20 protein-coding genes and 1 pseudogene are annotated in these 19,999 nt (G+C 73.0%); 7 read left to right on the top strand and 14 right to left on the bottom strand.

Annotated features, from left to right (window positions below; translation table 11 throughout):
* Nucleotides 1–18: 18 nt before the first annotated feature.
* The 4 genes from MF408_RS24100 to MF408_RS24115 all read right to left on the bottom strand — a co-directional run bounded on the left by MF408_RS24100 (nucleotide 19) and on the right by MF408_RS24115 (nucleotide 6,514).
* Nucleotides 19–4,992, bottom strand: a complete 4,974-nt coding sequence (locus MF408_RS24100) for an Ig-like domain repeat protein (protein ID WP_240249687.1) — start codon at nucleotides 4,990–4,992, stop codon at nucleotides 19–21.
* A gap of 72 nt (nucleotides 4,993–5,064) precedes the next feature.
* Nucleotides 5,065–5,610: a hypothetical protein gene (locus MF408_RS24105; RefSeq protein WP_240249688.1), complete on the bottom strand. Its 546-nt coding sequence runs from the start codon at nucleotides 5,608–5,610 to the stop codon at nucleotides 5,065–5,067.
* A 339-nt stretch (nucleotides 5,611–5,949) separates the two neighbouring features.
* The gene (locus MF408_RS24110; protein ID WP_240249689.1) at nucleotides 5,950–6,252 is read right to left on the bottom strand and encodes a TraR/DksA C4-type zinc finger protein; all 303 of its coding nucleotides are present in this window, start codon (nucleotides 6,250–6,252) and stop codon (nucleotides 5,950–5,952) included.
* Between the two features lie 97 nt (nucleotides 6,253–6,349).
* The gene (locus MF408_RS24115; RefSeq protein ID WP_240249690.1) at nucleotides 6,350–6,514 is read right to left on the bottom strand and encodes a hypothetical protein; all 165 of its coding nucleotides are present in this window, start codon (nucleotides 6,512–6,514) and stop codon (nucleotides 6,350–6,352) included.
* 108 nt (nucleotides 6,515–6,622) lie between these two features.
* On the opposite strand from MF408_RS24115, the gene MF408_RS24120 reads away from it, so the two are divergent.
* The 3 genes from MF408_RS24120 (at nucleotide 6,623) to MF408_RS24130 (ending at nucleotide 8,698) form a co-directional block, all read left to right on the top strand.
* Nucleotides 6,623–6,799, top strand: coding sequence for a hypothetical protein (locus MF408_RS24120; protein WP_240249691.1), 177 nt, complete (start codon nucleotides 6,623–6,625; stop codon nucleotides 6,797–6,799).
* A gap of 100 nt (nucleotides 6,800–6,899) precedes the next feature.
* Nucleotides 6,900–7,241 carry a hypothetical protein gene (locus MF408_RS24125; protein WP_240249692.1) on the top strand — a complete coding sequence of 114 codons (342 nt, stop codon included), beginning with the start codon at nucleotides 6,900–6,902 and terminating at the stop codon, nucleotides 7,239–7,241.
* A 71-nt stretch (nucleotides 7,242–7,312) separates the two neighbouring features.
* Nucleotides 7,313–8,698 carry a DUF2254 domain-containing protein gene (locus tag MF408_RS24130; protein WP_240249693.1) on the top strand — a complete coding sequence of 462 codons (1,386 nt, stop codon included), beginning with the start codon at nucleotides 7,313–7,315 and terminating at the stop codon, nucleotides 8,696–8,698.
* A gap of 26 nt (nucleotides 8,699–8,724) precedes the next feature.
* On the opposite strand, the gene mnhG is transcribed toward MF408_RS24130, so the two are convergent.
* From mnhG to MF408_RS24165, 7 genes are read right to left on the bottom strand one after another with little or no spacing between them, the layout of a single operon-like run.
* Entirely contained in the window at nucleotides 8,725–9,090 is a 366-nt protein-coding gene (gene mnhG, locus MF408_RS24135; RefSeq protein ID WP_240249694.1) for a monovalent cation/H(+) antiporter subunit G, read from the bottom strand.
* Entirely contained in the window at nucleotides 9,087–9,365 is a 279-nt protein-coding gene (locus MF408_RS24140; RefSeq protein WP_240249695.1) for a monovalent cation/H+ antiporter complex subunit F, read from the bottom strand. The genes mnhG and MF408_RS24140 overlap by 4 nt, the downstream gene beginning before the upstream one ends.
* Nucleotides 9,362–9,943 carry a Na+/H+ antiporter subunit E gene (locus tag MF408_RS24145; RefSeq protein WP_240249696.1) on the bottom strand — a complete coding sequence of 194 codons (582 nt, stop codon included), beginning with the start codon at nucleotides 9,941–9,943 and terminating at the stop codon, nucleotides 9,362–9,364. The genes MF408_RS24140 and MF408_RS24145 overlap by 4 nt, the downstream gene beginning before the upstream one ends.
* Nucleotides 9,940–11,628, bottom strand: a complete 1,689-nt coding sequence (locus tag MF408_RS24150) for a Na+/H+ antiporter subunit D (RefSeq protein WP_240249697.1) — start codon at nucleotides 11,626–11,628, stop codon at nucleotides 9,940–9,942. The genes MF408_RS24145 and MF408_RS24150 overlap by 4 nt, the downstream gene beginning before the upstream one ends.
* Complete coding sequence (locus MF408_RS24155) at nucleotides 11,625–12,071, bottom strand: Na(+)/H(+) antiporter subunit C (protein ID WP_240249698.1); 447 nt, start codon at nucleotides 12,069–12,071, stop codon at nucleotides 11,625–11,627. The genes MF408_RS24150 and MF408_RS24155 overlap by 4 nt, the downstream gene beginning before the upstream one ends.
* Nucleotides 12,068–13,009: a hydrogen gas-evolving membrane-bound hydrogenase subunit E gene (gene mbhE, locus MF408_RS24160; RefSeq protein WP_240249699.1), complete on the bottom strand. Its 942-nt coding sequence runs from the start codon at nucleotides 13,007–13,009 to the stop codon at nucleotides 12,068–12,070. The genes MF408_RS24155 and mbhE overlap by 4 nt, the downstream gene beginning before the upstream one ends.
* Complete coding sequence (locus MF408_RS24165) at nucleotides 12,991–13,998, bottom strand: proton-conducting transporter membrane subunit (RefSeq protein ID WP_240249700.1); 1,008 nt, start codon at nucleotides 13,996–13,998, stop codon at nucleotides 12,991–12,993. Before MF408_RS24165 ends, mbhE begins: the two co-directional genes overlap by 19 nt.
* On the opposite strand from MF408_RS24165, the gene MF408_RS24170 reads away from it, so the two are divergent.
* Entirely contained in the window at nucleotides 13,958–14,998 is a 1,041-nt protein-coding gene (locus MF408_RS24170) for a hypothetical protein (RefSeq protein ID WP_240249701.1), read from the top strand. The genes MF408_RS24165 and MF408_RS24170 overlap by 41 nt on opposite strands.
* Before the next feature lie 43 nt (nucleotides 14,999–15,041).
* On the opposite strand, the gene MF408_RS24175 is transcribed toward MF408_RS24170, so the two are convergent.
* The 3 genes from MF408_RS24175 to MF408_RS24185 form a co-directional block, all read right to left on the bottom strand.
* Nucleotides 15,042–15,173, bottom strand: coding sequence for a DUF6510 family protein (locus MF408_RS24175; protein WP_240249702.1), 132 nt, complete (start codon nucleotides 15,171–15,173; stop codon nucleotides 15,042–15,044).
* Nucleotides 15,174–15,331: 158 nt separating this feature from the next.
* On the bottom strand, nucleotides 15,332–15,709 hold the full coding sequence (locus MF408_RS24180; protein WP_240249703.1) for a hypothetical protein: 378 nt from the start codon (nucleotides 15,707–15,709) through the stop codon (nucleotides 15,332–15,334).
* Between the two features lie 377 nt (nucleotides 15,710–16,086).
* Nucleotides 16,087–16,686 carry a sulfite oxidase-like oxidoreductase gene (locus MF408_RS24185; protein ID WP_240249704.1) on the bottom strand — a complete coding sequence of 200 codons (600 nt, stop codon included), beginning with the start codon at nucleotides 16,684–16,686 and terminating at the stop codon, nucleotides 16,087–16,089.
* 196 nt (nucleotides 16,687–16,882) lie between these two features.
* Here MF408_RS24185 and MF408_RS24190 point away from each other — a divergent pair, with 196 nt between their 5' ends.
* The 3 genes and pseudogenes from MF408_RS24190 to MF408_RS24200 all read left to right on the top strand — a co-directional run bounded on the left by MF408_RS24190 (nucleotide 16,883) and on the right by MF408_RS24200 (nucleotide 19,973).
* A complete protein-coding gene (locus tag MF408_RS24190; protein ID WP_275693535.1) occupies nucleotides 16,883–18,100 on the top strand; it encodes a TerC family protein in 1,218 nt (405 codons plus the stop codon).
* 186 nt (nucleotides 18,101–18,286) lie between these two features.
* Nucleotides 18,287–18,880, top strand: a pseudogene (locus MF408_RS27540) (thiamine pyrophosphate-binding protein); the annotation flags it as partial.
* An 82-nt stretch (nucleotides 18,881–18,962) separates the two neighbouring features.
* On the top strand, nucleotides 18,963–19,973 hold the full coding sequence (locus MF408_RS24200) for a thiamine pyrophosphate-dependent enzyme (RefSeq protein ID WP_240252165.1): 1,011 nt from the start codon (nucleotides 18,963–18,965) through the stop codon (nucleotides 19,971–19,973).
* Nucleotides 19,974–19,999 lie beyond the last annotated feature (26 nt).

Consider the following 19,999-nt stretch of genomic DNA (forward strand, 5'->3'; position numbering starts at 1 on the left):
CCGTGCGTCAGCCGGTCGTCAGGGTGAGAGTGACCAGGAGGTCACTCTCACCCTGACGACTGCGCTCGGTCGGGCGGTCAGCGCACCTGCACGACGCGTCGTACGACGGCGCGGCGGTGGGTGGGCGTGGCGGGCAGCACCACCTTGACCGTGTGGCGGCCCGGTCGGAGGGCGGGCAGCCGTACCTTCAGCCGACCCGCGCGACGCGCGGGGAGCACCGCTCGCCGGTGCAGGGCGCCGTCGACCGAGATCCTGACGGTCCGCCGCGCCACCGGTGCAGCGGGCGACGTCGCGGACATGCGCAGCACCGCCCGCCGGCCACGGTCGACCACCTCGGGTGCCCGGACCCGCAGCCGCGTCGCGGCCTTGCCGACCACGAGGCTCACCGCCTGCGCCGCACCCTCCAACCGTGGCGCTGCCCCGGTACTCCACCAGCACCGGCCACCCGCCCGGCCGGAGGGCACCGACCCGCACCTCGGCTCGACCCGCGTCGTCGAGGGTCGCCTCGTGGGTAATGCCGCCGACGGCCACCGTGACGGTGCCCGCGGCCGGCCCGGACGCCGAGGCGACCTCGACCGACACGGTCGCCCGGCGCCCGTAGCTGACGCGGTCGGCCTCGACCACGACCGTCGGCCGCTCGAGCACCGGCGGCTCGGCCGCGACGAGCAGCACCGACGCGCCACGGGACGGGGCGTGCTCGGCGTCCCCGAGGTAGCGGGCGACCAGCGGGTACGCGCCCGCCTCCGGCACCTCGGTCAGCTCGAGCGTCGAGACGCCGTCGACCAGCGGAGCCGTGCCGACCACGGTGCCGTCGACCAGGAACTCGACGTCACCCGTCGCGCTCGCCGGCCCGACCTCGGCCCGCAGCGTGGCACCGGCTCCGACCGCCACCTCGACCCGGTCGACGGCGACCTCGGTCTCGGCGGCGTCCTCCTCGGGCACCACCACGGTCAGGCCGCGGGACGTCGCGGGCTCGAACCTGGCCGGGTCGTCGGGGGTGAGCTGAGCCGTGACCGCGTGCGCCCCGACCGTCAGCTCGGCGACCGTCAGCTGCGCCCGGCCGTCGACGACCGTGGTGCTGCCGAGGCTCCGGTCGCCGTCGAAGAACTCGACGGTGCCGGCGGCGTCGCCGGGCGTCACCTCCGCCTCGAGGACGACCGGGTGACCGGGCGTCGGCTCCTCGACGAGCCGCAGCGCGAGCTCGGTGCCCACCGGCGGTTCCGCCTCCTCCCCCATGACCAGCAGCACGGCGGACCCGCGCGAGGCGGCGTGCCGCTCGTCGCCCGCGTACGCCGCCTCGACCAGGTAGGCGCCCGGGTCGGGGAGGTCGGTGGTGTCCAGGGTCGCGACACCCTGGTCGAGCGACGCCGTGCCAACGGTCTCCCCGCCCACGGCGAACTCGACCGAACCGGTCGCCTCGGCCGGGTCGAGCTGCGCGCGCAGCGTCGCCGAACCGCCCTCGGCGACCTCGACCCGCTCGACGGCAAGCGTGGTGGGCACCGCCTCCGGGTCGGTCACGAGGAGGGCGATACCACGCGAGGTGGCGGGCTCGTAGGCCGCCGGGTCGTCGGGGACGAACGCCGCGTCGACGGCGTACGCGCCGGCGGCGAGCCCGGAGACCTCGAGCGTGGCCGTCCCGTCCGCCACCGCGGCGGTGCCGAGCAGGTCGTCGCCGGAGTAGAACTCCACGTCACCGAGCGCCTCGGCAGGGGTGACGGTGGCGGTCAGGGTGACCGGCTCGCCGACCACGGTGTCGCCGGAGTGGGCGACGGTGATGCCGGTCTTGGTGGGCTCCGGGGCGGCGCCCTGGACGGCCCAGACCGGGTTGGTGAACGCGAACCTGCCGTTGGTCCCGTCAGCCTCCATCCGGACGAACTGCCCGGGCCGGAGGTCGACCTCGACGCGACGGCTGAAGTCCGGGGAGCCCGGCTGCCACGCTTGGGCGACCTCCCCGTCCACGAGCAGCCGGACCTCCGTGACGCCCTGCGCGAACTGCGCTCCCAGGTCGACGGTGACGGTCCGGCCACCGGCGGGGACCGCGACGTCCCCACCCATCCGCACCCCGCCGACCGTGAACGAGACGTCCACGCCGTCGGTGCCGTAGAGGTGCCCACTGCCGAGCGCCTCCACGATCTCGGTCTCGTTGAGCGAGTCGAGGTAGGCCTTCACCATCGGGTCGCCCACCTTGCCCGGGTTGTGGGCGTCGGAGTTGGCGATGCCGAACAGGTGGTGCCCGGCGCGGTTGAGCTCGTCCCACTTCGCGAAGGCGCTCGTGTTCACCACGTGCTTGGGCGGGTAGAAGCCGTTCCAGACCTCGATGCCGCGCAGGCCGTCGATCTGGTCCCAGTGGTCCCACTCCAACCCCGGGTAGTAGGGGTGGGCGATGTAGAGGAACGCCTGCCCGCCGTTGTTGGCGTTGACCGCGTCGAGCATCGGCTGCGGCTGGCTGCCGGGGCTGATCAGCGAGCTGATGTTGTAGGCGAGGGAGTGGCCGTAGCCCGCGGTCACCTCCTCGCCGAACATCGCGACGAAGCTGCTGCGCTGCTCGGCCGGCAGCTCGTTGCGCTGGTTGATGTTGTTGTGGTCGGTCGCGGTGACGAACGACAGGCCCTTCGACCTGCCCGACGCCATGTTCTGCGCGATGGTGCCCGAGCCGTCGGAGTACGTCGAGTGGGTGTGGTTGTCGCCCTTGTACCACCCGGGCCCGTCGACGTAGAGGTGCCGCGACAGGGTGCGCAGGCGCTGCCCGTCGAGGTCGACGTACGCCGTGATGGTGGCGTCGCCGCCGCCGGTGCCGGCACGCGCGGTGAAGGAGACGGTGTGCGCGGCGCCCGGGGCCAGCTCGGGGACGGCGACCTCCGTCGGTGAGGTCGCGACGAGCGTGCCGTGCTCGAAGCCCACCTCCGCGCCGGTGAGGGGCTCGGCACCGGTGTTGGTGACGGTGAGCTCCGCAGTCACCTCCTCGCCCACCGTGAGCTCGGTGCGGTCGACCTCGAGCTCGGCGGCGACGCCGGCGTTCTCGGAGACGAACTGCTCCCAGACCGCCTGCACCGGGGCCTCGGGAGTCGACCCCTCGGAGGCGTCGACGACGATGCGACGGGTGACCTCGACCTCCCCGCCGGCGGGGATCTCGACCTCGCGGTAGGCGGTGGCCCACGCGTCGGTGCCGTGGAACTGCATCTCCGCGCCGTCGGTGTAGACCAGGCCGAAGGACTGCTCCTGGGTGCCCCACTGGGCGAGCCAGGGCTGCTCCATGGTCGCGTCGACCGCGGCCGCTCCGACCGTTCCGAGGCCCGGGACGAACGTCAGCGTCGGGTTGTCGTCGACGTCGATCGCGTCACCGACCCAGCCGACGAGCGGCGCGGCGGCGGTGTTGCGGTAGGTGGTCGACGCCTCCACCCACGGGACGCCCGGCCGGACCCGGTAGGTCGTGTCGACCTTCACCGCGCGGTCGACGACCCACTCGCCGGTCACCCTCACCACGGCCTGGTCCGGCCCGGGGTCGACCAGCTCGACGGCGAGCGGCTCCACCTCGTCGTGCTCCCAGCTGCGGGGATCTGTGGTGGTGAGGAACGACGTGTTGATCCAGTCGATGCCGTCGTCGAAGCCGGTGGCCGCCAGGTCGACCGGCTTGCCCAGCGAGGTGGCGGGCAGCTGGGGGTCGACGAACTCCTCGGCGATGCTCATCGCGAGCTCGGAGTTCTCCAGCACCAGGTCGCGCAGCCCGCCCTCGGCGAGCGCCCCCGAGAGGCGGCGGTTGTAGGACGCCGACGCGCGCACGGGCTGCACCTCGAAGTCGAGGGTGTAGCTGCCGTCGGCGACCGCCTCGACCGACCGCGATTCGTCGGTGTAGCCCAGGCGGGTCGCGGTGAGCGTGTAGGTCCCGACCGGCACCGTCATGGTGTAGGTGCCGTCGTCCCGGGTGACGGCGCTCGAGGCCAGCGTGGTGTCGACACGGCGGGCGCTCACGGTCACCCCGGGGACGCCGGCGCCGCCCGGTCCGGAGACGCGGCCGCTGACGGTGGCGGTCTCGACGTCCTGCTCGGGGTTGTCCGCCTCGAGCTGCTCCAGCTGTGCGACCCACTGCGCCATCCCGTCGGTCACCGACTCGCCGTCGCCGGCCGAGGGCATCTCCACGACGTGGTAGAACGTGATCTCCTGCGACTCACCCGCGGGGACGTCGACCGGCCACCACACGCTGCTGTAGGAGCTCCCGTCGTTGCGCGGGTAGATGGCCACCGGCTCGTCGTCCAGCCAGGCGACGCCGTGGCCCGGGCTCGCGATGCTGCCACTGCGGGGACCCTGGTAGGTGAAGTCCTTGGTCCAGCCCTCGGTCACCATCCGGTTCGGGTCGACGCCGATCCCCGGCAGGATCGCGGTCTGGGAGGCCGCGGCGGACACGAGGCTGTCGTCGGGGTCGATCAGGTAGCCGAACACCTTGTCGGTCACCGGCTCGCTGCCCTCGTTGGTCAGGGTGAGCCGCACCCGCACGACCGGGCCGTCACCGAGCGCGGTGTACGTCGTCGCGGCCGCGAGGCTCCCGTCCGCGGTGGCGCCGCGGGCGAGCACCCGGTCGGCGAGGTGCGTGACGTGCGGCAGCTCGATGCCGCTCCCCGGGAACTGGTAGGCCGTCGACGGCTCGTCGAGCAGCACGCCCTGGGTCCAGTCCAGCGTCTCGCGAGGTGTGACGTCGCGGCGGTAGACGTCGGCGGGCCAGCCGGGGACCGGGGTCCCGGCGGACTGGTTGGCGCCGACCTTGGCGGAGACGTTGGCCTGCACCGCGTCGTTGCGCGTGAACGACCACGGCGTGCTGCCGGTGGTGAAGTCGGCGCAGACGGCGCAGTAGGCCGGGGTGGGGTCATTGGGCGGCGAGGTCGACTCGCCCGACTCCGCGGCGACGGCGGCGGGCGCGAGGAGGCACAGGCACAACGCGACGAGGACGGCTGCGGCGAGCCGGGTCCGTCGTCCCTGCGGGAGACGTGCTGGGTTCATGCGGGAGCTGCTCCTGATCCGGGGTCGTCGGGGTTGATCGACCGCACGCGGGCGTGCGGTGGCCGGGGGCTCTCAGCGGCGGGCCGCCGCCTTGCGGCGGAGCGCGAGCACGACAGCCGCGGTGGCGACGGCCAGCACGCCGCCCCCGAGCGCGACCGCCGCGATCGGAGAGCCGTCGTCGCCGGGGGCGGCGGACGCCTCGCCCCCGTCGCGGATGCTGCCGAGGGAGACGTTGCTGGCGTCGGGCTCGAAGCGGACCGTGTGGCGCTCGCCGCCGATCTCGAAGCGCGCGGTGTTCCAGTGGTCCTCGAAGCCGTGCTCGAGGAACAGGTCGTAGCGGAACTCGAGGTCCTCCGGCTCGACCTCGTCCGGGAACGCGAACCGGACGGGGAGCTCGACGAGGGGGAACTCCGCCAGCTCGGTGAAGCCCTCACCGGTCAGGGTGGTGTCGGCCATCGTGACCATCCGCACCTTCCCGGCGCGGACGTCGGGCAGCACCGTGTCGTCGCTGCGGTCACGGACGGCGATCTCGGGCACCACCAGTGCCTCGATCTCCTCCGCGCGGGCCGCGAGCTCGCGCGGCTCGACCTCCGCGTCCTGGTCGGCGTCCAGCGACATGAAGGAGTTGAGGTGGTAGGGGGTCCAACCACAACGTCCACTCGACGTCGGCGCCGCTCTGGCTGATCCGGCCGTAGCCGACGGCCGTCCCGTGGGCGTGCGCGGGCGGCGTGGGGGCGGTGCTCAGGGCGAGGCCGGCGACGACGGCTGCGGCGCACCCGGTGACGTGCGTGCGCCGGTGTCGGTGGGCGGGCACGGGGTCCCTCCTGGGGTGTGGACGCGTGGTCGGCGGCAGACCCCGAGGTCAACCGGGAAGGACCCTGTCGGGACGCCGTGAACGAACGCTGTCCACACCCCGGCCGGCCGGTGAACGGTGGCCGACGGCGCAGCCCTCAGCGGTCAGCGGTTGACGCAGCCCGCGCAGTAGACCGCCCACGGCCGCTGGACGAGGCGCGCCAGCTCGATCGGCCGGTGGCAGGACAGGCAGTCGCCGTAGCTGCCGTCGTCGAGGCGCTCGAGGGCCTCGACGACCTCCCGCAGGATCCGGGCGACGCTGTTGCGGTGGGCGGAGGCCACCAGGTCGGCGGGATCGGCATGCGGCAGCTGCTCGAGCTGGCGGAGGCGGGCCTCCTGCGCGGCCTCGAGGTCGGCGCGGATGGTCGTGGGGAAGGTTCTTCGGGCGGTGGTGGCTGTGGACGTCACGGTCCTCACTCCTGGGTGTACGACGGCGCGCCGCGACGGGGCCGCGGCGATCACCGGGATCCCGGGCGACGGCAGGACCGTCACCCGGGCTGACGACTCAGGAAGCGGCGGGCGGAGCCCGGTCGACGCTGCGACGCAGCACGTCGAGGCCGCGGACGCCGCGGGCGATCTGCCCGGCGCGCAGCGCCAGGAGCGCGGCGCCGGCGGGCACGTGGGCAGGCTCGGCCGAAGCCGTCTGCGCCGCTGCCCACTGGGTGACCATGCGGGCACCATAGGCGAGCCCGTGACGGAAGGCCAATGTCCGTGGCGACCGCCTCGGGCGACCTGGCACCGGTTCGATTTCCGCGGCGTTGCGGCCTATGGTCCGGTCATGGAGGCTTACATCTGCGCTCGCCGGGCGGCACCCGCCGCCGGTTGCCGGATGCCCTCCCACCTCCCGCTGGGCGCCGTCCTCCTGGCGCTCCTGCTGGGCGAGGAGTCCCGCGGCGTCGCAGGCCTCGACGTGCTGCGGCGCAGCGTCGACCGCGCCCCTCCCCTCCCGCGCTGACCGGTCACCGGTCCACCGTTCAGCAGCGCGGGCGCGCCGTGCACGGCCGCCCCACGAACGGCTCCCCGAGCCTCCGCTCGGCGCCACCGAAGGACTGACCATGCTTCTCCCGACCGACCCTCACCGAAGGCGACCGACCGCCACCGCGACGAGACCCGTCGACACGCCCGACCCGCCTTCCCCGTCGACGCCCGACCGGCCTGCCACGGAGGCGTCGTACTGGGCCTACCTCGTGGCGGCCGCGGTGTTCGCACTGGCGATCCCCGTGGTCGCGTGGCTCGCCGTCTCCGCCCGCGGCACCCAGCCCGTCGGGCAGGTGCTGGCCGCCTGCTCGATCCCCCTGCTCGCCGGACTGGCGATCAGCTGCGCGGCCCGGGCGACGGCCGCCTGCCGCCCCGCGCGACCGGCCGACGACGAGGCTGCGCTGCCGCCGTCGCGTTGAGCCGGTCGGCCTCCTCCGGCCGGGCACCCGGACGTGCGACGATCGTGGCACCCGCCGGAAGGAGGCGCAGCGTGGGTGCTGGTCCCATCCCGTCGTCCGGGCTGTCGCCCCGGCTCCGGCTGGCAGCCGCGGGCTACCGGTTCCGCGAGAGCCTGTTCCAGTTCCCGGCGCTGATCGTGCTGGGGGGCCTGGTGCTCGCCGAGGTCGCCGCCCTGGTCGACGAGGCGGTCGGGGGTGAGCGGCTGCCGTTCACGGTGACGATGAACAGCAACGCGGCGACGTGGTTGCTCAGCACCGTGGCCGGCGCGACGATCACCACCGCCGGCGTGGTGTTCTCGATGACGGTCGTGAGCCTGCAGCTGGCGAGCAGCCAGTTCTCACCGCGGGTGATGCGGTCGTTCGTCCGCGACCGGCTCAGCCAGCTCGTGATCGGCCTGCTCGTCGCGACCTTCGTCTTCTGCGTGCTGACCCTCCGCCACATCGACGGCGACGCCGCGTCCGCGGCTCCGTCGGTGTCGATGACCGTCGCCCTGGTGCTGGTGGTGGCGACGGTGCTGCTCATCATCGCCCACCTCAACCACCTCGCCGGACGGCTGCAGGTCGGCGAGGTGGTGCGGGCGATCTTCGATGAGGGCGAGCACACCATCAGGGACCTGGAGCGGCAGGTGGCGCGGGAGCGACCGGCCGACCGCGTGCCGGAGACGGGCGGAAGCGTGCTGACCGTCTCCGCCACCCGGGCCGGGTGGGTGACCCAGGCGCCGGGCGACGCGATGCTCTACGTCGTCCCCGAGCACGCCGTCGTCCGGCTGGAGACCCGCACCGGCGCCTACATCCACCGCGGCGAGCCGCTCGCGACCCTGAGGCTCCCGCCGGGGACGGACGAGGACCGGGTGCTGGTCGACGTCCGCGCCGCCGTCGAGGTGAGCGACGTGCGCACCATGCAGCAGGACGTCGACTTCGCGCTCCGGCAGCTGGTCGACATCGGGCTGCGGGCGCTGAGCCCGGCGGTCAACGACCCGACGACCGCCGTCGAGGCGATCCTCCGCGTGGCGGGCCTGATGCGCCAGGTGCTGGCGGCCGACCTGCCCGCTGCTGCGATCGAGGGGCCGGGCGGTCGCTACCTGCTGCGACCGTGGTCGTTGACGCACGAGGAGTACGTCGCGCACGCGTTCGACCAGCTGCGCCAGACGGCAGGCTCCCAGACGCAGGTCGCCGCGGCGCTGCTCCGCGCCCTCCGGATGCTCCGCCAGTACGCGCGCGAGAGCGACCGGCCCGAGCACCTGCCCGCACTGGAGCGGCAGCTCCGGATGGTCATCGACTCCGTCCGCGACCGTGACGACCTCCACCCGACCGACCGCGACCGGCTGCTCGCGATGGCGGACGACGCGACCGACCCGGCCGACCACTCCCCCGACCTGCGGCCCGGCACGGAGGCGCCGGAGCACCGGCGGCCCTAGCGTCCGCCGGCACCGGAGCTCGAGCGTCACTTCTCCGGTGACGTCGGGTCGACCGGCAGCGTGTGACTGAGGTCGTCGACCACCAGCAGGTCGCGCCGGACCTGGCCGGCCCGGAACGACGCCCGCCCCACCATGTGGCTGCCGATCGGCGTGGTCACCATCTGGAAGACCGCGACCATCACGAGCAGCCCGAGGGCTGCCGGCTCACGTAGCCGCAGCGCCAGGCCGAGCAGGATCACCAGCAGTCCCAGCACCTGGGGCTTGGTGGCCGAGTGCATCCGGGTGAGCAGGTCGGGGAACCGGAGGATCCCGATCGCGGCGATGAGCGTGAGCAGCGCTCCGACCACGAGGCAGACCCCGGCGGCAACGTCGGCGACGTCGACGAGACTCACGCCCTCTCCTCCTCCACGTCGTCGCTGCCCTGGGTGAACCGGGCGACGCTCACGGACCCGACGAAGCCGAGCAGCGAGAGCACCACCAGGACCGGCAGGGTCGTCGTGTGCCGGTTGACCGCGGCCTCGACCGCCAGCCCGCAGATCACGACCGCCACCAGGACGTCGAGCGCGACCACCCGGTCGAGCATGGTGGGACCCCACGAGATCCGGACGACCAGCATCAGCGACGCGACGGTCAGCAGGGCGACGCAGCAGACCAGGACGGCGCTCATGACGACACCTCCTCAGACCGTGTCTCCTGGACCGGGCCGGTGTCGGCACCGAGTGCCATCACGACGCGACGCTCGAGTGCGAAGGTCTGCCGGCGCATCTTGTCGACGCCTCGCTGGTCGCCCGCGTCGAGCACGTGGAGGAAGAGGGTGTGGGTCGACCGGCGGGCCTCGACGACCAGGCTGCCCGGCACCAGCGACGTCATCTCCGCCACCACCGTCAGCACCAGGTCGGAGTCGGTGCGCAGGTCGACCTCGATGACCGCGTTGCGCGGCTCACGCCGCAGCTGCAGCGTCGTCCAGGACACCTGCACGCTGGCGACCACGACGTCGGCGAGGAACCGCACCACCAGCCAGCCCAGCCACAGCGGGCGGACCCTGAGCCGCATCCGCAGCCGGGGGAACGGGAACACCAGGCACACCGCCACCGCCACCACGAGGCCCCCGACCACCGTGAAGGCCGACAGGTCGCCCCAGAGCGCAACCCAGACCGCCGCCAGCCAGAGCACCGCCGCCGGCTGGAGACCGGCCACCCGGGGTGGGCGCGAGAGCTCGTCGGGGCGCTGGGGTGCGGTCCTCATGGCGTCTCCCCCGGCAGCACCACCGAGACGTAGGTCTCCCGGTCGGTCAGGTCGCGCGCCGCCCGGTCGGCGTACCCCAGCACCGGCCCGGCGACCACCGTGAGGGCGAGGCTGCACAGCACCAGTCCGCTCGTGGCGCCGACCATCGTCCGCGGCAGCCGGTTGGGCAGCAGGCCCTGGCTGGTGAGCTGGTGCAGGTCCTGGTCGGTGCCCTCGTCGTCGTCGAGGATCCGGCGCGCCTCGTCGCGCTCGCCGATGCCGACGCTGCTGGTGCCGACGTGCACGTGGTCGCGGTGCACCACGACCTCGGTGCCGGCGGGGCCGTCGCCGTCGAGGCCCGACAGCGCCCGCGCCATCTCGTGCGCCTGCTCCGGGGTGCGCCAGAAGGCCAGGTTCCAGCTCTTCGCCACGGCGTACAAGGTCAGCAGGCTGGTGAGCATGCCGGCGGCGACCAGCGCGTAGGCGAGCGGCGTGCCGACCCGGATCGCGCCGTCGGTGAGCGCCACCTTCCCCAGGAACCCGGACATCGGCGGGATGCCCGCCAGGTTCATCGCCGGCACGAAGTACAGGACCCCGAGCACCGGCGCCAGCCGCGCGAGCCCGCCCAGCTTGAGCAGGCTGGTGGAGCCGCCTCTTCGCTCGACCAGTCCGAGCACCAGGAACAGGGTCGACTGGATCGTGATGTGGTGGACGACGTAGAAGATGGCCCCGGTGAAGCCGGCGACCGTGGCGAGCCCGATGCCGAGCACCATGTAGCCGATGTGGCTGACCAGGGTGAACGAGAGCATCCGCTTGATGTCGGTCTGGGCCACCGCTCCGAGGATGCCGACCAGCATCGTGAGCAGCGCCGCCGCCAGCAGCAGGTCGGTCAGCGGGCGGTCGGGGAACAACAGCGTCTGGGTGCGCATGATCGCGTAGACGCCGACCTTGGTGAGCAGGCCGGCGAACACCGCCGTGACCGGCGCGGGCGCCGTGGGATAGCTGTCGGGCAGCCAGAACGACAGGGGGAAGACCGCCGCCTTGATCGCGAACGTGGTGAGGAGGAGCAGCTGGAGCACCAGGCTCACCGACGGCGGGAGGTCGTCGAGGCGCCCGGCCAGCTGGGCGAGGTTGAGGCTGCCCGTGGCGGCGTAGACCGCCGCCAGCGAGATCAGGAACAGGCTGGAGGACAGCAGGTTGACGATGACGTAGATGGTGCCGGCACGGATCCGCGCACTGGTGCCGCCGAGCGTGAGCAGGACGTAGCTGGCGAAGAGCAGCATCTCGAAGCTGACGAACAGGTTGAACAGGTCACCGGCGAGGAACGCGTTGGACACCCCGGCGGCGAGCACGAGGAACGTCGGGTGGTAGATCGTCAGCGGCGTCTCGGACTCGTCGCCGGTCATGCCCTGGCCGACGGAGTAGAGCAGCACGGCGAGGGTGACCACCGCCGACACCAGGAGCATCAGGGCCGAGAGCCGGTCGGCGACCAGCGAGATCCCCAGTGGCACCTTCCACGCGCCGATCCACAGGACCTGGGGGCCGTCGCGGTCGGTCGCGTACACCAGCGTCGCCGCGATCACCACCACGGCGGTGAGCACCGAGGTGCTGACCGCTCGCTGCAGCCCCGGACGCCTGCTCAGCACGAGGGTCAGCCCTGCCCCCGCCAGGGGCAGGAGAACGGGGAGGGGAACCAGCCAGCTCATCCGCGCGACCCCTCCTCCTCCGGCAGCTCGAAGTCCTCCTCGGCCGCACCGCTGGACAGGTCGAAGCTGTCCGACGCCTGGTCGGTCTCCGCCAGCCGGCGGATCGTGCGGTCCTCCACGTCGTCCTGGACGTCGTCGTGGCCGGTGAGCTGCCAGCTGCGGTAGGCCATCGCCAGGACGAACGCCGACGTCGCCAGGCTGATGACGATCGCCGTGAGCACGAGCGCCTGCGGGAGCGGGTCGCTCATCTCCGAGGGGTCGTTGCGACCGACGATGGGGGCTCGTCCGGCGGGACCGCTGGCGACGAGGAACAGCACGTTGACGCCGTTGCTCATCATCACCAGGCCGACGAGCACGCGGGTGAGGCTGCGCTCGAGCAGCAGATAGATCCCGCACCCGATCATCGCCGACGCCGCCAGGATCAACGCCACGTTCGCGCTCACGAGGTCACCTCCCGCTCGCCCGCACCGTCCGCGGCGGCCAGCTCGGCCTCGCGCAGCAGCTGGCGGTCGATCGCCGACCCGAGGCTGCGCAGCAGGTCGAGCACCAGGCCGACCACCAGCAGGTAGACGCCGATGTCGAAGAACAGCGAGGTGACCAGGTGCAGGTCGCCCAGCACCGGGAGGTGCAGGTCGACCACCGCGCTCTGGAGGACCGCGCCGCCGAACGCCAGCGGCGCCAGCCCCGAGGCCACCGCGACGAACAACCCGGCGCCCATCAGCGCCCCGGCGTCGACCGGCGCCGCCTCGTCGAGCTCGTAGCGACCGCCGGCGAGGTAGCGCACCACGAGCGCCAAACCCGTGACGAGGCCGGCGGCGAACCCGCCGCCGGGGTCGTTGTGGCCCGAGAACAGCAGGTAGACGGAGAAGACCACGATGGTGTGGAACACCAGCCGGGTGACCACCTCGAAGATGATCGAGCGGCGCTCGGGCGTGAGCGTCCGGCCGCCGGGGATCCAGACGTGCCGGCTGGGGCCGGGGGTGGGAGGTGCCTGCTCGGGCGGGGCCACGAACTGCTCGACCAGCTTGATCGTCGACCGGCGGGTCCGCAGGAACACCAGGCTCGCCACACCGGTCGCCGCGGCCACGAGGACGGAGATCTCGCCCATCGTGTCCCAGGCCCGGATGTCGACCAGCGTCACGTTGACGATGTTGCGCCCGCCGCCGTACTCGACCGACTCCTCGGGGAAGTCGGCGGACACCGGCACCGCCGTCCGCGCCTCGGTCGCCACCAGCATCACGCCCGCCACGACGGCTGCCACGGTCGCACCGAGCGCCATCCGCCAGTAGCGCGAGCGCGTCAGCGGCCGGTCGGTGAAGTACGGCGGCAGCCGGCGCAGCACCAGGACGAACGCGACCAGCGTCACCGTCTCGACGAGCATCTGCGTGAGGGCCAGGTCGGGGGGCGCCGTGGAGGAGGAACAGCATGGCGGTGCCGTAGCCGGTGACCCCCACGAGCACGACCGCCTTGAGGCGGCGCCGGGCCCGCGTGGTGAGGATGGCGGCGACGACGATCACCACCGCCACCACGACCTGTCCGCCGTTGTCCCACCCCACCACGTCGGGCGTCCCGTCGACCGCCGCGACCATGGCGAGCCCGGGGGAGCACCACCACGACCAGCAGGATGACGCTGAGGTAGGCCGACACCGAGCCACGCTGGGTCAGGCCGGTGACCTCGACCGCGGCGCGGTCGAGGAACCGGATGATGCGGAAGTAGGCACGCTCGGCGCTGCGCGGCGCACTGAGCCTGGCCTGCAGGCGCGCGAACGGCTCGCGCGCCCAGAACAGGAGCAGGCCGCCGCCGATCGAGACGACCGAGAGCGCGAGGGCGGGCCCCGGGCCGTGCCAGAGCGCCAGCTCGGTCACGCTGCCGGCGGGGAACACCGCGACGTACGGCAGCAGCATCTCGGTCTCGGTGTGGCCACCGAACCCCAGCACCAGCGAGAGCGCGGCGAGCAGCAGCGGTGCGCCGAGGAACCCGAGCGGGATCCGCTCCACCTGCACCGGGTCGACGTCGGGCTTGCGCGCGAACGCACCCCAGAGGAAGCGTGCGGTGTAGGCGGCGGTCAGCGCCGAGCCGAGGACCACACCGGTCACCACGAGCCACCCGGCGAGCCCGCCCAGCCCGGTGCCCTCGCCCTCGACCGCCGCGTCGGTGAGGGCGCCGAAGACGCTCTCCTTGGCGACGAAGCCGGTCATCGGCGGCAGCCCGGCCATGGAGGCGCCGGCGACGGCAGCGACCACGGCGAGCAGCGGGGTGGAACGGCCGAGGCCCGACAGCCGGCGCAGGTCGCGGGTGCCGGTCTCGTGGTCGATGGTGCCGACCACCATGAACAGCGTGGCCTTGAACAACGCGTGCGCGACCAGCATCGCGAGCCCGGCGAGCGCCGTGGCCCGGGTGCCGACGCTGACGACGACCAGGGAGGAACCCGAGCTGGCTGACGGTCCCGTAGGCCAGCAGCAGCTTGAGGTCGTACTGACGCAGCGACCGCAGGCCGCCGAGCACCATCGTGACGATGCCCAGCGTGAGCAACAGCCCCCGCCACCCGGGGACGTCGGCGAACGCGGGAGCGAGGAGCGCCACGAGGTAGACGCCGGCCTTCACCATCGCGGCCGCGTGGAGGTAGGCGCTGACCGGGGTCGGCGCCGCCATCGCGGCGGGGAGCCAGAAGTGGAACGGGAACAGCGCCGACTTGCTGATCGCGCCGAGCAGCATGAGGAGGACCCCGACCGTCACGGCCGTACCGGACGGCGGGTCGGCCACGATCTCGGTGATCCGGAAGGTGCCCGCCTCGATCCCGATGAGAAGAGCGCCGACCAGCAGCGCGAGGCCGCCGAAGGTCGTGACGACGAGCGCCTGCAGGGCGGCGGCACGGCCGGCTCGCTTGGCGGGGTCCTGACCGATGAGGAGGTAGGAGAAGACCGTCGTCAGCTCCCAGAACACGTAGAGCAGGAGCAGGTCGTCGGCGAGGACCAGGCCGAGCATCGCCCCGGCGAAGCCGACGAAGACGCCGGCGAACAACCCGAGCCCCGCGCTGTCGTCGGCGAAGTACCAGGCGCAGTAGACCAGGACGAGGGCGCCGATGCCGGCGACGACGAGCACCATCACCCACTGCAGCGACCCCATCGCGAACGCGAGGTCGAGATCGAGGACCGGCACCCAGCCGGTCACCTCGGTCGCCACCTCCGCGTCGGCGACCCGGCCGCTCGAGGCCAGCGCCCACCCGGCGGCGGCAGCCGGGACGAGCGCGAGCAGGAGGAAGGCGCGCCGGCCGAGCGCGCGGACCAGCCCCGGGGCGACGAGCGCAGCCAGGAAGTGCGCGAGCACCAGGGCTACCAACTGATGTCCTCCCGCCGACCCGACCGCTGACCGACATCAGCCTAGGGGGACCCGCCGAACCGGTGCCGCCCGGTCACGGCTCCATCGGGATGTCGAGCACGGCTATTCCCCGCATCTCGAGCCGCACCGACGTCGGCGACCGCACCATCCGGCCGAGCACGCCGGTGCAGTCGGTGCACCGCAGCACCGTGCCCGGGCCGCCCACGTAGGCGAGACCCCTCCGCGAGCACGCGGACCGAGCCGCAGTGGTCGCAGGTCACCCGCGCGGAGGTGACGTCCACGGCGAACACCTCTCCCAGCGCTCCTGCGACGGCGTTGCCGTCGAGGGGCGCGGTGGTCGTCGTCAGCCACTGGTCTCTCCTGTCAGCCGAACCGCTCGGTCCTGATCTCCGAAGCCGGGTGCCCCCGCTCCAGCAGCACCCGGGTCGCGTGCTCGACGAACCCGTTGGGCCCGCACACGTAGGCGCGGGACGCCTCGTCGCCGGGCGGGGGCACGTCCTCGGGTCGCAGCCGGCCAGGAGCTCGCGGGTCGTCGGGCAGGCCGCTCCGGGTGAAGATCCGGTCGACCCGCACCTGGTCGGTCGACCTCCCGGTCTCGTGCAGCTCCGCGGCATAGAACACGTGGTCGGGCGTCCGGGTCGAGTACAGCAGGTGGAACGGCGCGGCCGACGTGGAGCGGACCCGCGCCCGCAGCATCGCCATCAGGGGCACGATCCCCGAGCCGCCCGCGAGGAGGAGCACGGGCGCGCGGAGCGAGGGCGTCCAGCGGAACCAACCGCCGAGGGGGACCCCGGAGCTCGAGCTGGTCGCCGTCCGCCATCACCTCGACGAGGTACGTCGACACCTCGCCGTCGCGGACCCGCTGCACGGTGAGCTCGAGACGGTCCGGCTCCCCGACCGACGCGATCGAGTAGCTGCGCTGCGCCGTGTACCCGTCCTCGGCGGTCAACCGGACGTCCACGTGCTGCCCGGCGTCGTGACCCCTCCATCCGGGGACGTCGAGCACGAGGGTCCGGGCCGACCGGGTCTCCATCCGGCTCTCGACGAGCCGGGCGGCGAGCCACCGGCCGGGCGCGACGACCGCCGACCCGGCTGGTTCCGCGGCGTCGACGGCGGGCTCAGTCGCCGGCATAGCGCTGCTCGAGCCAGGGGTCGCCGCGGTCGTGGTAGCCGACCGTCTCCCAGAAGCCCGGCTCGTCGTCGTCCCGGAGGTCGATGCCGTTGACCCACTTGGCCGACTTCCAGAGGTAGAGGTGGGGAACCAGCAGCCGGGCCGGTCCGCCGTGCTCGGGTGCCAGGTCCTCGCCGTCGTGCTCGAACGCGATCCACGCCTTGCCGTCGGTGAGGTCCTCCAACGCGAGGTTCGTGGTGTAGTCGCCGTAGCACCGGACCAGCGCGTACTCCGCCGCGGTCCCGACCTCGTCGAGGAGGGTGTCGAGCGAGACGCCGCGCCACCGCGTCCCCAGCCGGCTCCACCGGGTCACACAGTGGATGTCGACGGTCACCTCCTCGCTCGGGAGGGCCATCAGCCCGTCCCAGTCGAACCGGGTCGTGGTCCCGTCGAGGTCCTCGACCTCCAGCCGCCAGTCGGCGCGGTCGACGTACGGGGTCGGCCCGGCGGAGAGCACCGGGAAGTCGTCGGTGACGTACTGCCCCGGCGGGACCCGCCCGTCGGGCTGCTCGCGACGCGCTCCGAACCCCCGGCTGATCACGGCCATGGCTTCCCCGCTTCCCGGTCGAGGTCGACCGACTACGCGCCAGCATGCAGCATTTCCGCGCCGGGCGGCAGCGGTGACGGCTCTCGCGGCGTCGGCGGTGACGACAGCGCCCGCGGTTCCCGCCGCTCTCCGCGTCGGCCGAGCGCACCGGAGGCCCATGGACCGCGTGCCACAGTAGGGACATGGATGTCACCCCCTGGCCTGGGGGCTCACCGTCGCGGCCATCGCGGGGCTGCTCGCGTTCGACTACGTCTTCCACGTGCGCAAGGCGCACGTGCCGACGCTGCGCGAGGCCGCGGTGTGGTCGGCGGCGTACGTCGGCGTCGCGCTGCTCTTCGGGCTCGGCGTCCTCGTCGTCGGTGGCAGCGGCCCGGGTTCGGAGTACTTCGCGGGCTACGTCACGGAGAAGGCGCTGTCGGTCGACAACCTCTTCGTCTTCCTCATCATCATGACCAGCTTCCGGGTGCCGCGGGAGGACCAGCAGAAGGTGCTGCTCTTCGGCATCGTCTTCTCGCTGATCGCCCGGACCGGCTTCATCCTGCTCGGCGCTGCGCTGATCAACACCTTCGCGTGGGTCTTCTACCTGTTCGGCCTGGTGCTCCTCCTCACGGCGGGCAACCTGCTCAAGCCGTCGGACGACGAGTCCGAGGCCGCCGACAACTTCATCGTCCGGATCGCCCGCAAGGTCTTCCACACGACCGACTACTACGACGGCGACAAGCTGTTCACCGTCCACGACGGCAAGCGTGCGATGACGCCGATGCTGCTGGTGATGGTCGCGATCGGCGGCACCGACATCCTGTTCGCGCTCGACTCGATCCCCGCGATCTTCGGGCTCACCCAGGACATCTACCTCGTCTTCACCGCGACCGTGTTCTCCCTGCTCGGCCTGCGCCAGCTCTACTTCCTGATCGACGGCCTCCTCGACCGGCTGATCTACCTCTCCTACGGGCTCGCGACGATCCTCGCCTTCATCGGCGTGAAGCTGGTGCTGCACGCCCTCCACGAGAACAACGTGCCGTTCATCAACGACGGCGAGCCGGTCCCGGTGACCGAGATCAGCACCGGCCTGTCGTTGGGCGTGATCCTCGGCGTGCTGGTCGTGACCGTGCTGGCCTCGCTGCTCAGCCCCGCCGGCCGGGCCAGGAACGCGATCGGCAACGCCCGCCGCCACGCGACGGCGTACCTGGACGCGGAGTACACCGCCGACCCGGAGGAGCGGGAGCGGATCTTCCGTCTCCTGCTCGACGAGCGGGAGACGATCGTCGCGCTCGGCCCGAAGTACAAGCAACAGGTGCGGGACGAACCGGAGCTGATGGAGCTGCTCGAGCGGGCGCGCGACAGCCACGACGCCGCCGTCGAGCGCGGCGAGGCGCCTCCGGCGGGCCCGTCGAAGCTCATCCCGCCCCGCTGACACCTCCCCCGGTTCCGGGCGGCCGGGCACGGGTACCGCCCGGGCACCGTGCCTGCCGACCCGGCCCAACCGAGGGAGAACCGATGTCCGAGTCCCGTCTGGTCGCCGACCTCGTCGTCGAGCGCCTCCGCGCCTGGGGGCGTCTCGCGGCTCTTCGGCTACTCCGGCGACGGCATCAACAGCATCATGGGCGCGCTGCGCCGGGCCGGTGCGCCGCGGCTGGTGCAGGCGCGGCACGAGGAGAACGCCGCCCTGATGGCCGTCGGTCACGCCAAGTACACCGGCGAGGTCGGCGTCGTGACCAGCACGCAGGGCCCCGGCGCCGTGCACCTCCTCAACGGCCTCTACGACGCCAAGCTCGACCACGTGCCCGTCGTCGCGATCGTCGGCCAGCAGCAGACGACCGTCCTGGGGTCGGAGTACCAGCAGGAGATCGACCTGCAGGCGCTGTTCAAGGACGTCGCCGCCCAGTTCGTGCAGACCGTGCTCTCGGCGGAGCAGGCGCCGATGGTGATCGACCGGGCGTTCCGCACGGCGGTCACGACCCGCTCCCCCTCCGTGGTGGTCGTCCCCCACGACGTGCAGAAGCTGCCGGCGCCGGACGAGCCGCCGCACGAGCACGGCGTCGTGCCCACGGCACCGGGGTGGCGGCCGCCGCGGGTGGTTCCTGCCGACGACGACCTCGCCGCCGCCGCGGCCGTGCTCAACGAGGGCAGCCGCGTCGCGCTGCTGGTCGGCCAGGGTGCGCGCGACGCCGGCGACGTGGTCCGTGCGGTCGCCGAGCGGCTCGGTGCCGGCGTCACGACCAGCCTGCTCGGCAAGCCGTGGTGGGACGAGTCCCTCCCCCTACAGCTGCGGCGTGATGGGCCACCTGGGCACGACCGCCTCGGGTTGGTTGATGGACGGCTGCGACACCCTCGTGATCGTGGGCAGCAACGACCCGTGGACCGAGTACTACCCGCCGCCGGGAGCGGCGCACGCCGTGCAGGTCGACATCGACGGACGTCACCTCGGCAACCGGTACCCGATCGAGGTCGGCCTGACCGGCGACACGGCGGAGACGCTGCGCGCGCTCCTCCCGCTGCTCGAGGAGAAGCCCGACGGTCCGTGGCAGCGCGACGTCGCCGACCAGGTGGAGCGGTGGCACCGGATCGCCGAGGAACGCGCCGCGACCGACGTCGACCCGCTCAGCCCCGAGCTGGTCGTCCGCGCGCTGAACCCCCGGCTGCCGGCGGACGCGATGGTGAGCGTCGACGTCGGGTCCGTCACCTACTGGTACGCACGGCACCTGCGGCTGCCGGCCGGCGTACCGGCGCACCTGTCCTCCACGCTCGCCTCCATGGGCTCGGCGGTGCCCTACGGGCTCGCTGCCAAGCTCGCGGCGCCGGACCGTCCCGTCGTCGCGCTCAGCGGCGACGGCGCGATGCAGATGGTCGGCGTCTCCGAGCTGGTCACCCTCTCCCGGCTCTGGCGCGACTGGGCCGACCCGCGGTTCGTCGTGCTGGTGCTCGACAACGGCGACCTGGCGGAGGTGACGTGGGAGCAGCGCGAGATGGAGGGCGACCCGCGGTTCGACGACAGCCAGGCGCTGCCGGCCTTCCCCTACGCGGCGTACGCCGACCTGCTGGGGCTGCGGGGCATCCGCGTGACCGACCCGGCCGAGGTCCCCGCCGCATGGGACGAGGCGCTCGCCGCCGACCGCCCCGTGCTCATCCAGGCCGTCGTCGATCCCGACGTCCCCCTGCTGCCGCCGTTCCCGGCGGGCGAGGAGAAGCTGCCGTCCTTCCGGCGCGGTCTGGAGCAGGAGGGCCAGGACGGGGAGCACGCCCGGGAGCTGCTCGACCGGCAGGCCGAGCAGGAGGCGGACATCTAGACCGCCTGCCGGGCTGGCTGCTGGGT

The sequence above is a fragment of the Nocardioides sp. TF02-7 genome, from assembly GCF_022437945.1.
Taxonomy (GTDB): domain Bacteria; phylum Actinomycetota; class Actinomycetes; order Propionibacteriales; family Nocardioidaceae; genus Nocardioides.

Coding starts and splice junctions, on each gene's coding strand:
- MF408_RS24100 (WP_240249687.1), bottom strand. CDS start 4,992: ATGAACCCAGCACGTCTCCCGCAGGGACGACGGACCCGGCTCGCCGCA.
- MF408_RS24105 (WP_240249688.1), bottom strand. CDS start 5,610: ATGTCGCTGGACGCCGACCAGGACGCGGAGGTCGAGCCGCGCGAGCTC.
- MF408_RS24115 (WP_240249690.1), bottom strand. CDS start 6,514: ATGGTCACCCAGTGGGCAGCGGCGCAGACGGCTTCGGCCGAGCCTGCC.
- MF408_RS24120 (WP_240249691.1), top strand. CDS start 6,623: ATGGAGGCTTACATCTGCGCTCGCCGGGCGGCACCCGCCGCCGGTTGC.
- MF408_RS24125 (WP_240249692.1), top strand. CDS start 6,900: ATGCTTCTCCCGACCGACCCTCACCGAAGGCGACCGACCGCCACCGCG.
- MF408_RS24140 (WP_240249695.1), bottom strand. CDS start 9,365: ATGAGCGCCGTCCTGGTCTGCTGCGTCGCCCTGCTGACCGTCGCGTCG.
- MF408_RS24145 (WP_240249696.1), bottom strand. CDS start 9,943: ATGAGGACCGCACCCCAGCGCCCCGACGAGCTCTCGCGCCCACCCCGG.
- MF408_RS24150 (WP_240249697.1), bottom strand. CDS start 11,628: ATGAGCTGGCTGGTTCCCCTCCCCGTTCTCCTGCCCCTGGCGGGGGCA.
- mbhE (WP_240249699.1), bottom strand. CDS start 13,009: ATGCTCGTCGAGACGGTGACGCTGGTCGCGTTCGTCCTGGTGCTGCGC.
- MF408_RS24170 (WP_240249701.1), top strand. CDS start 13,958: ATGAACAGCGTGGCCTTGAACAACGCGTGCGCGACCAGCATCGCGAGC.
- MF408_RS24165 (WP_240249700.1), bottom strand. CDS start 13,998: ATGCTGGTCGCGCACGCGTTGTTCAAGGCCACGCTGTTCATGGTGGTC.
- MF408_RS24185 (WP_240249704.1), bottom strand. CDS start 16,686: ATGGCCGTGATCAGCCGGGGGTTCGGAGCGCGTCGCGAGCAGCCCGAC.
- MF408_RS24200 (WP_240252165.1), top strand. CDS start 18,963: ATGGGCCACCTGGGCACGACCGCCTCGGGTTGGTTGATGGACGGCTGC.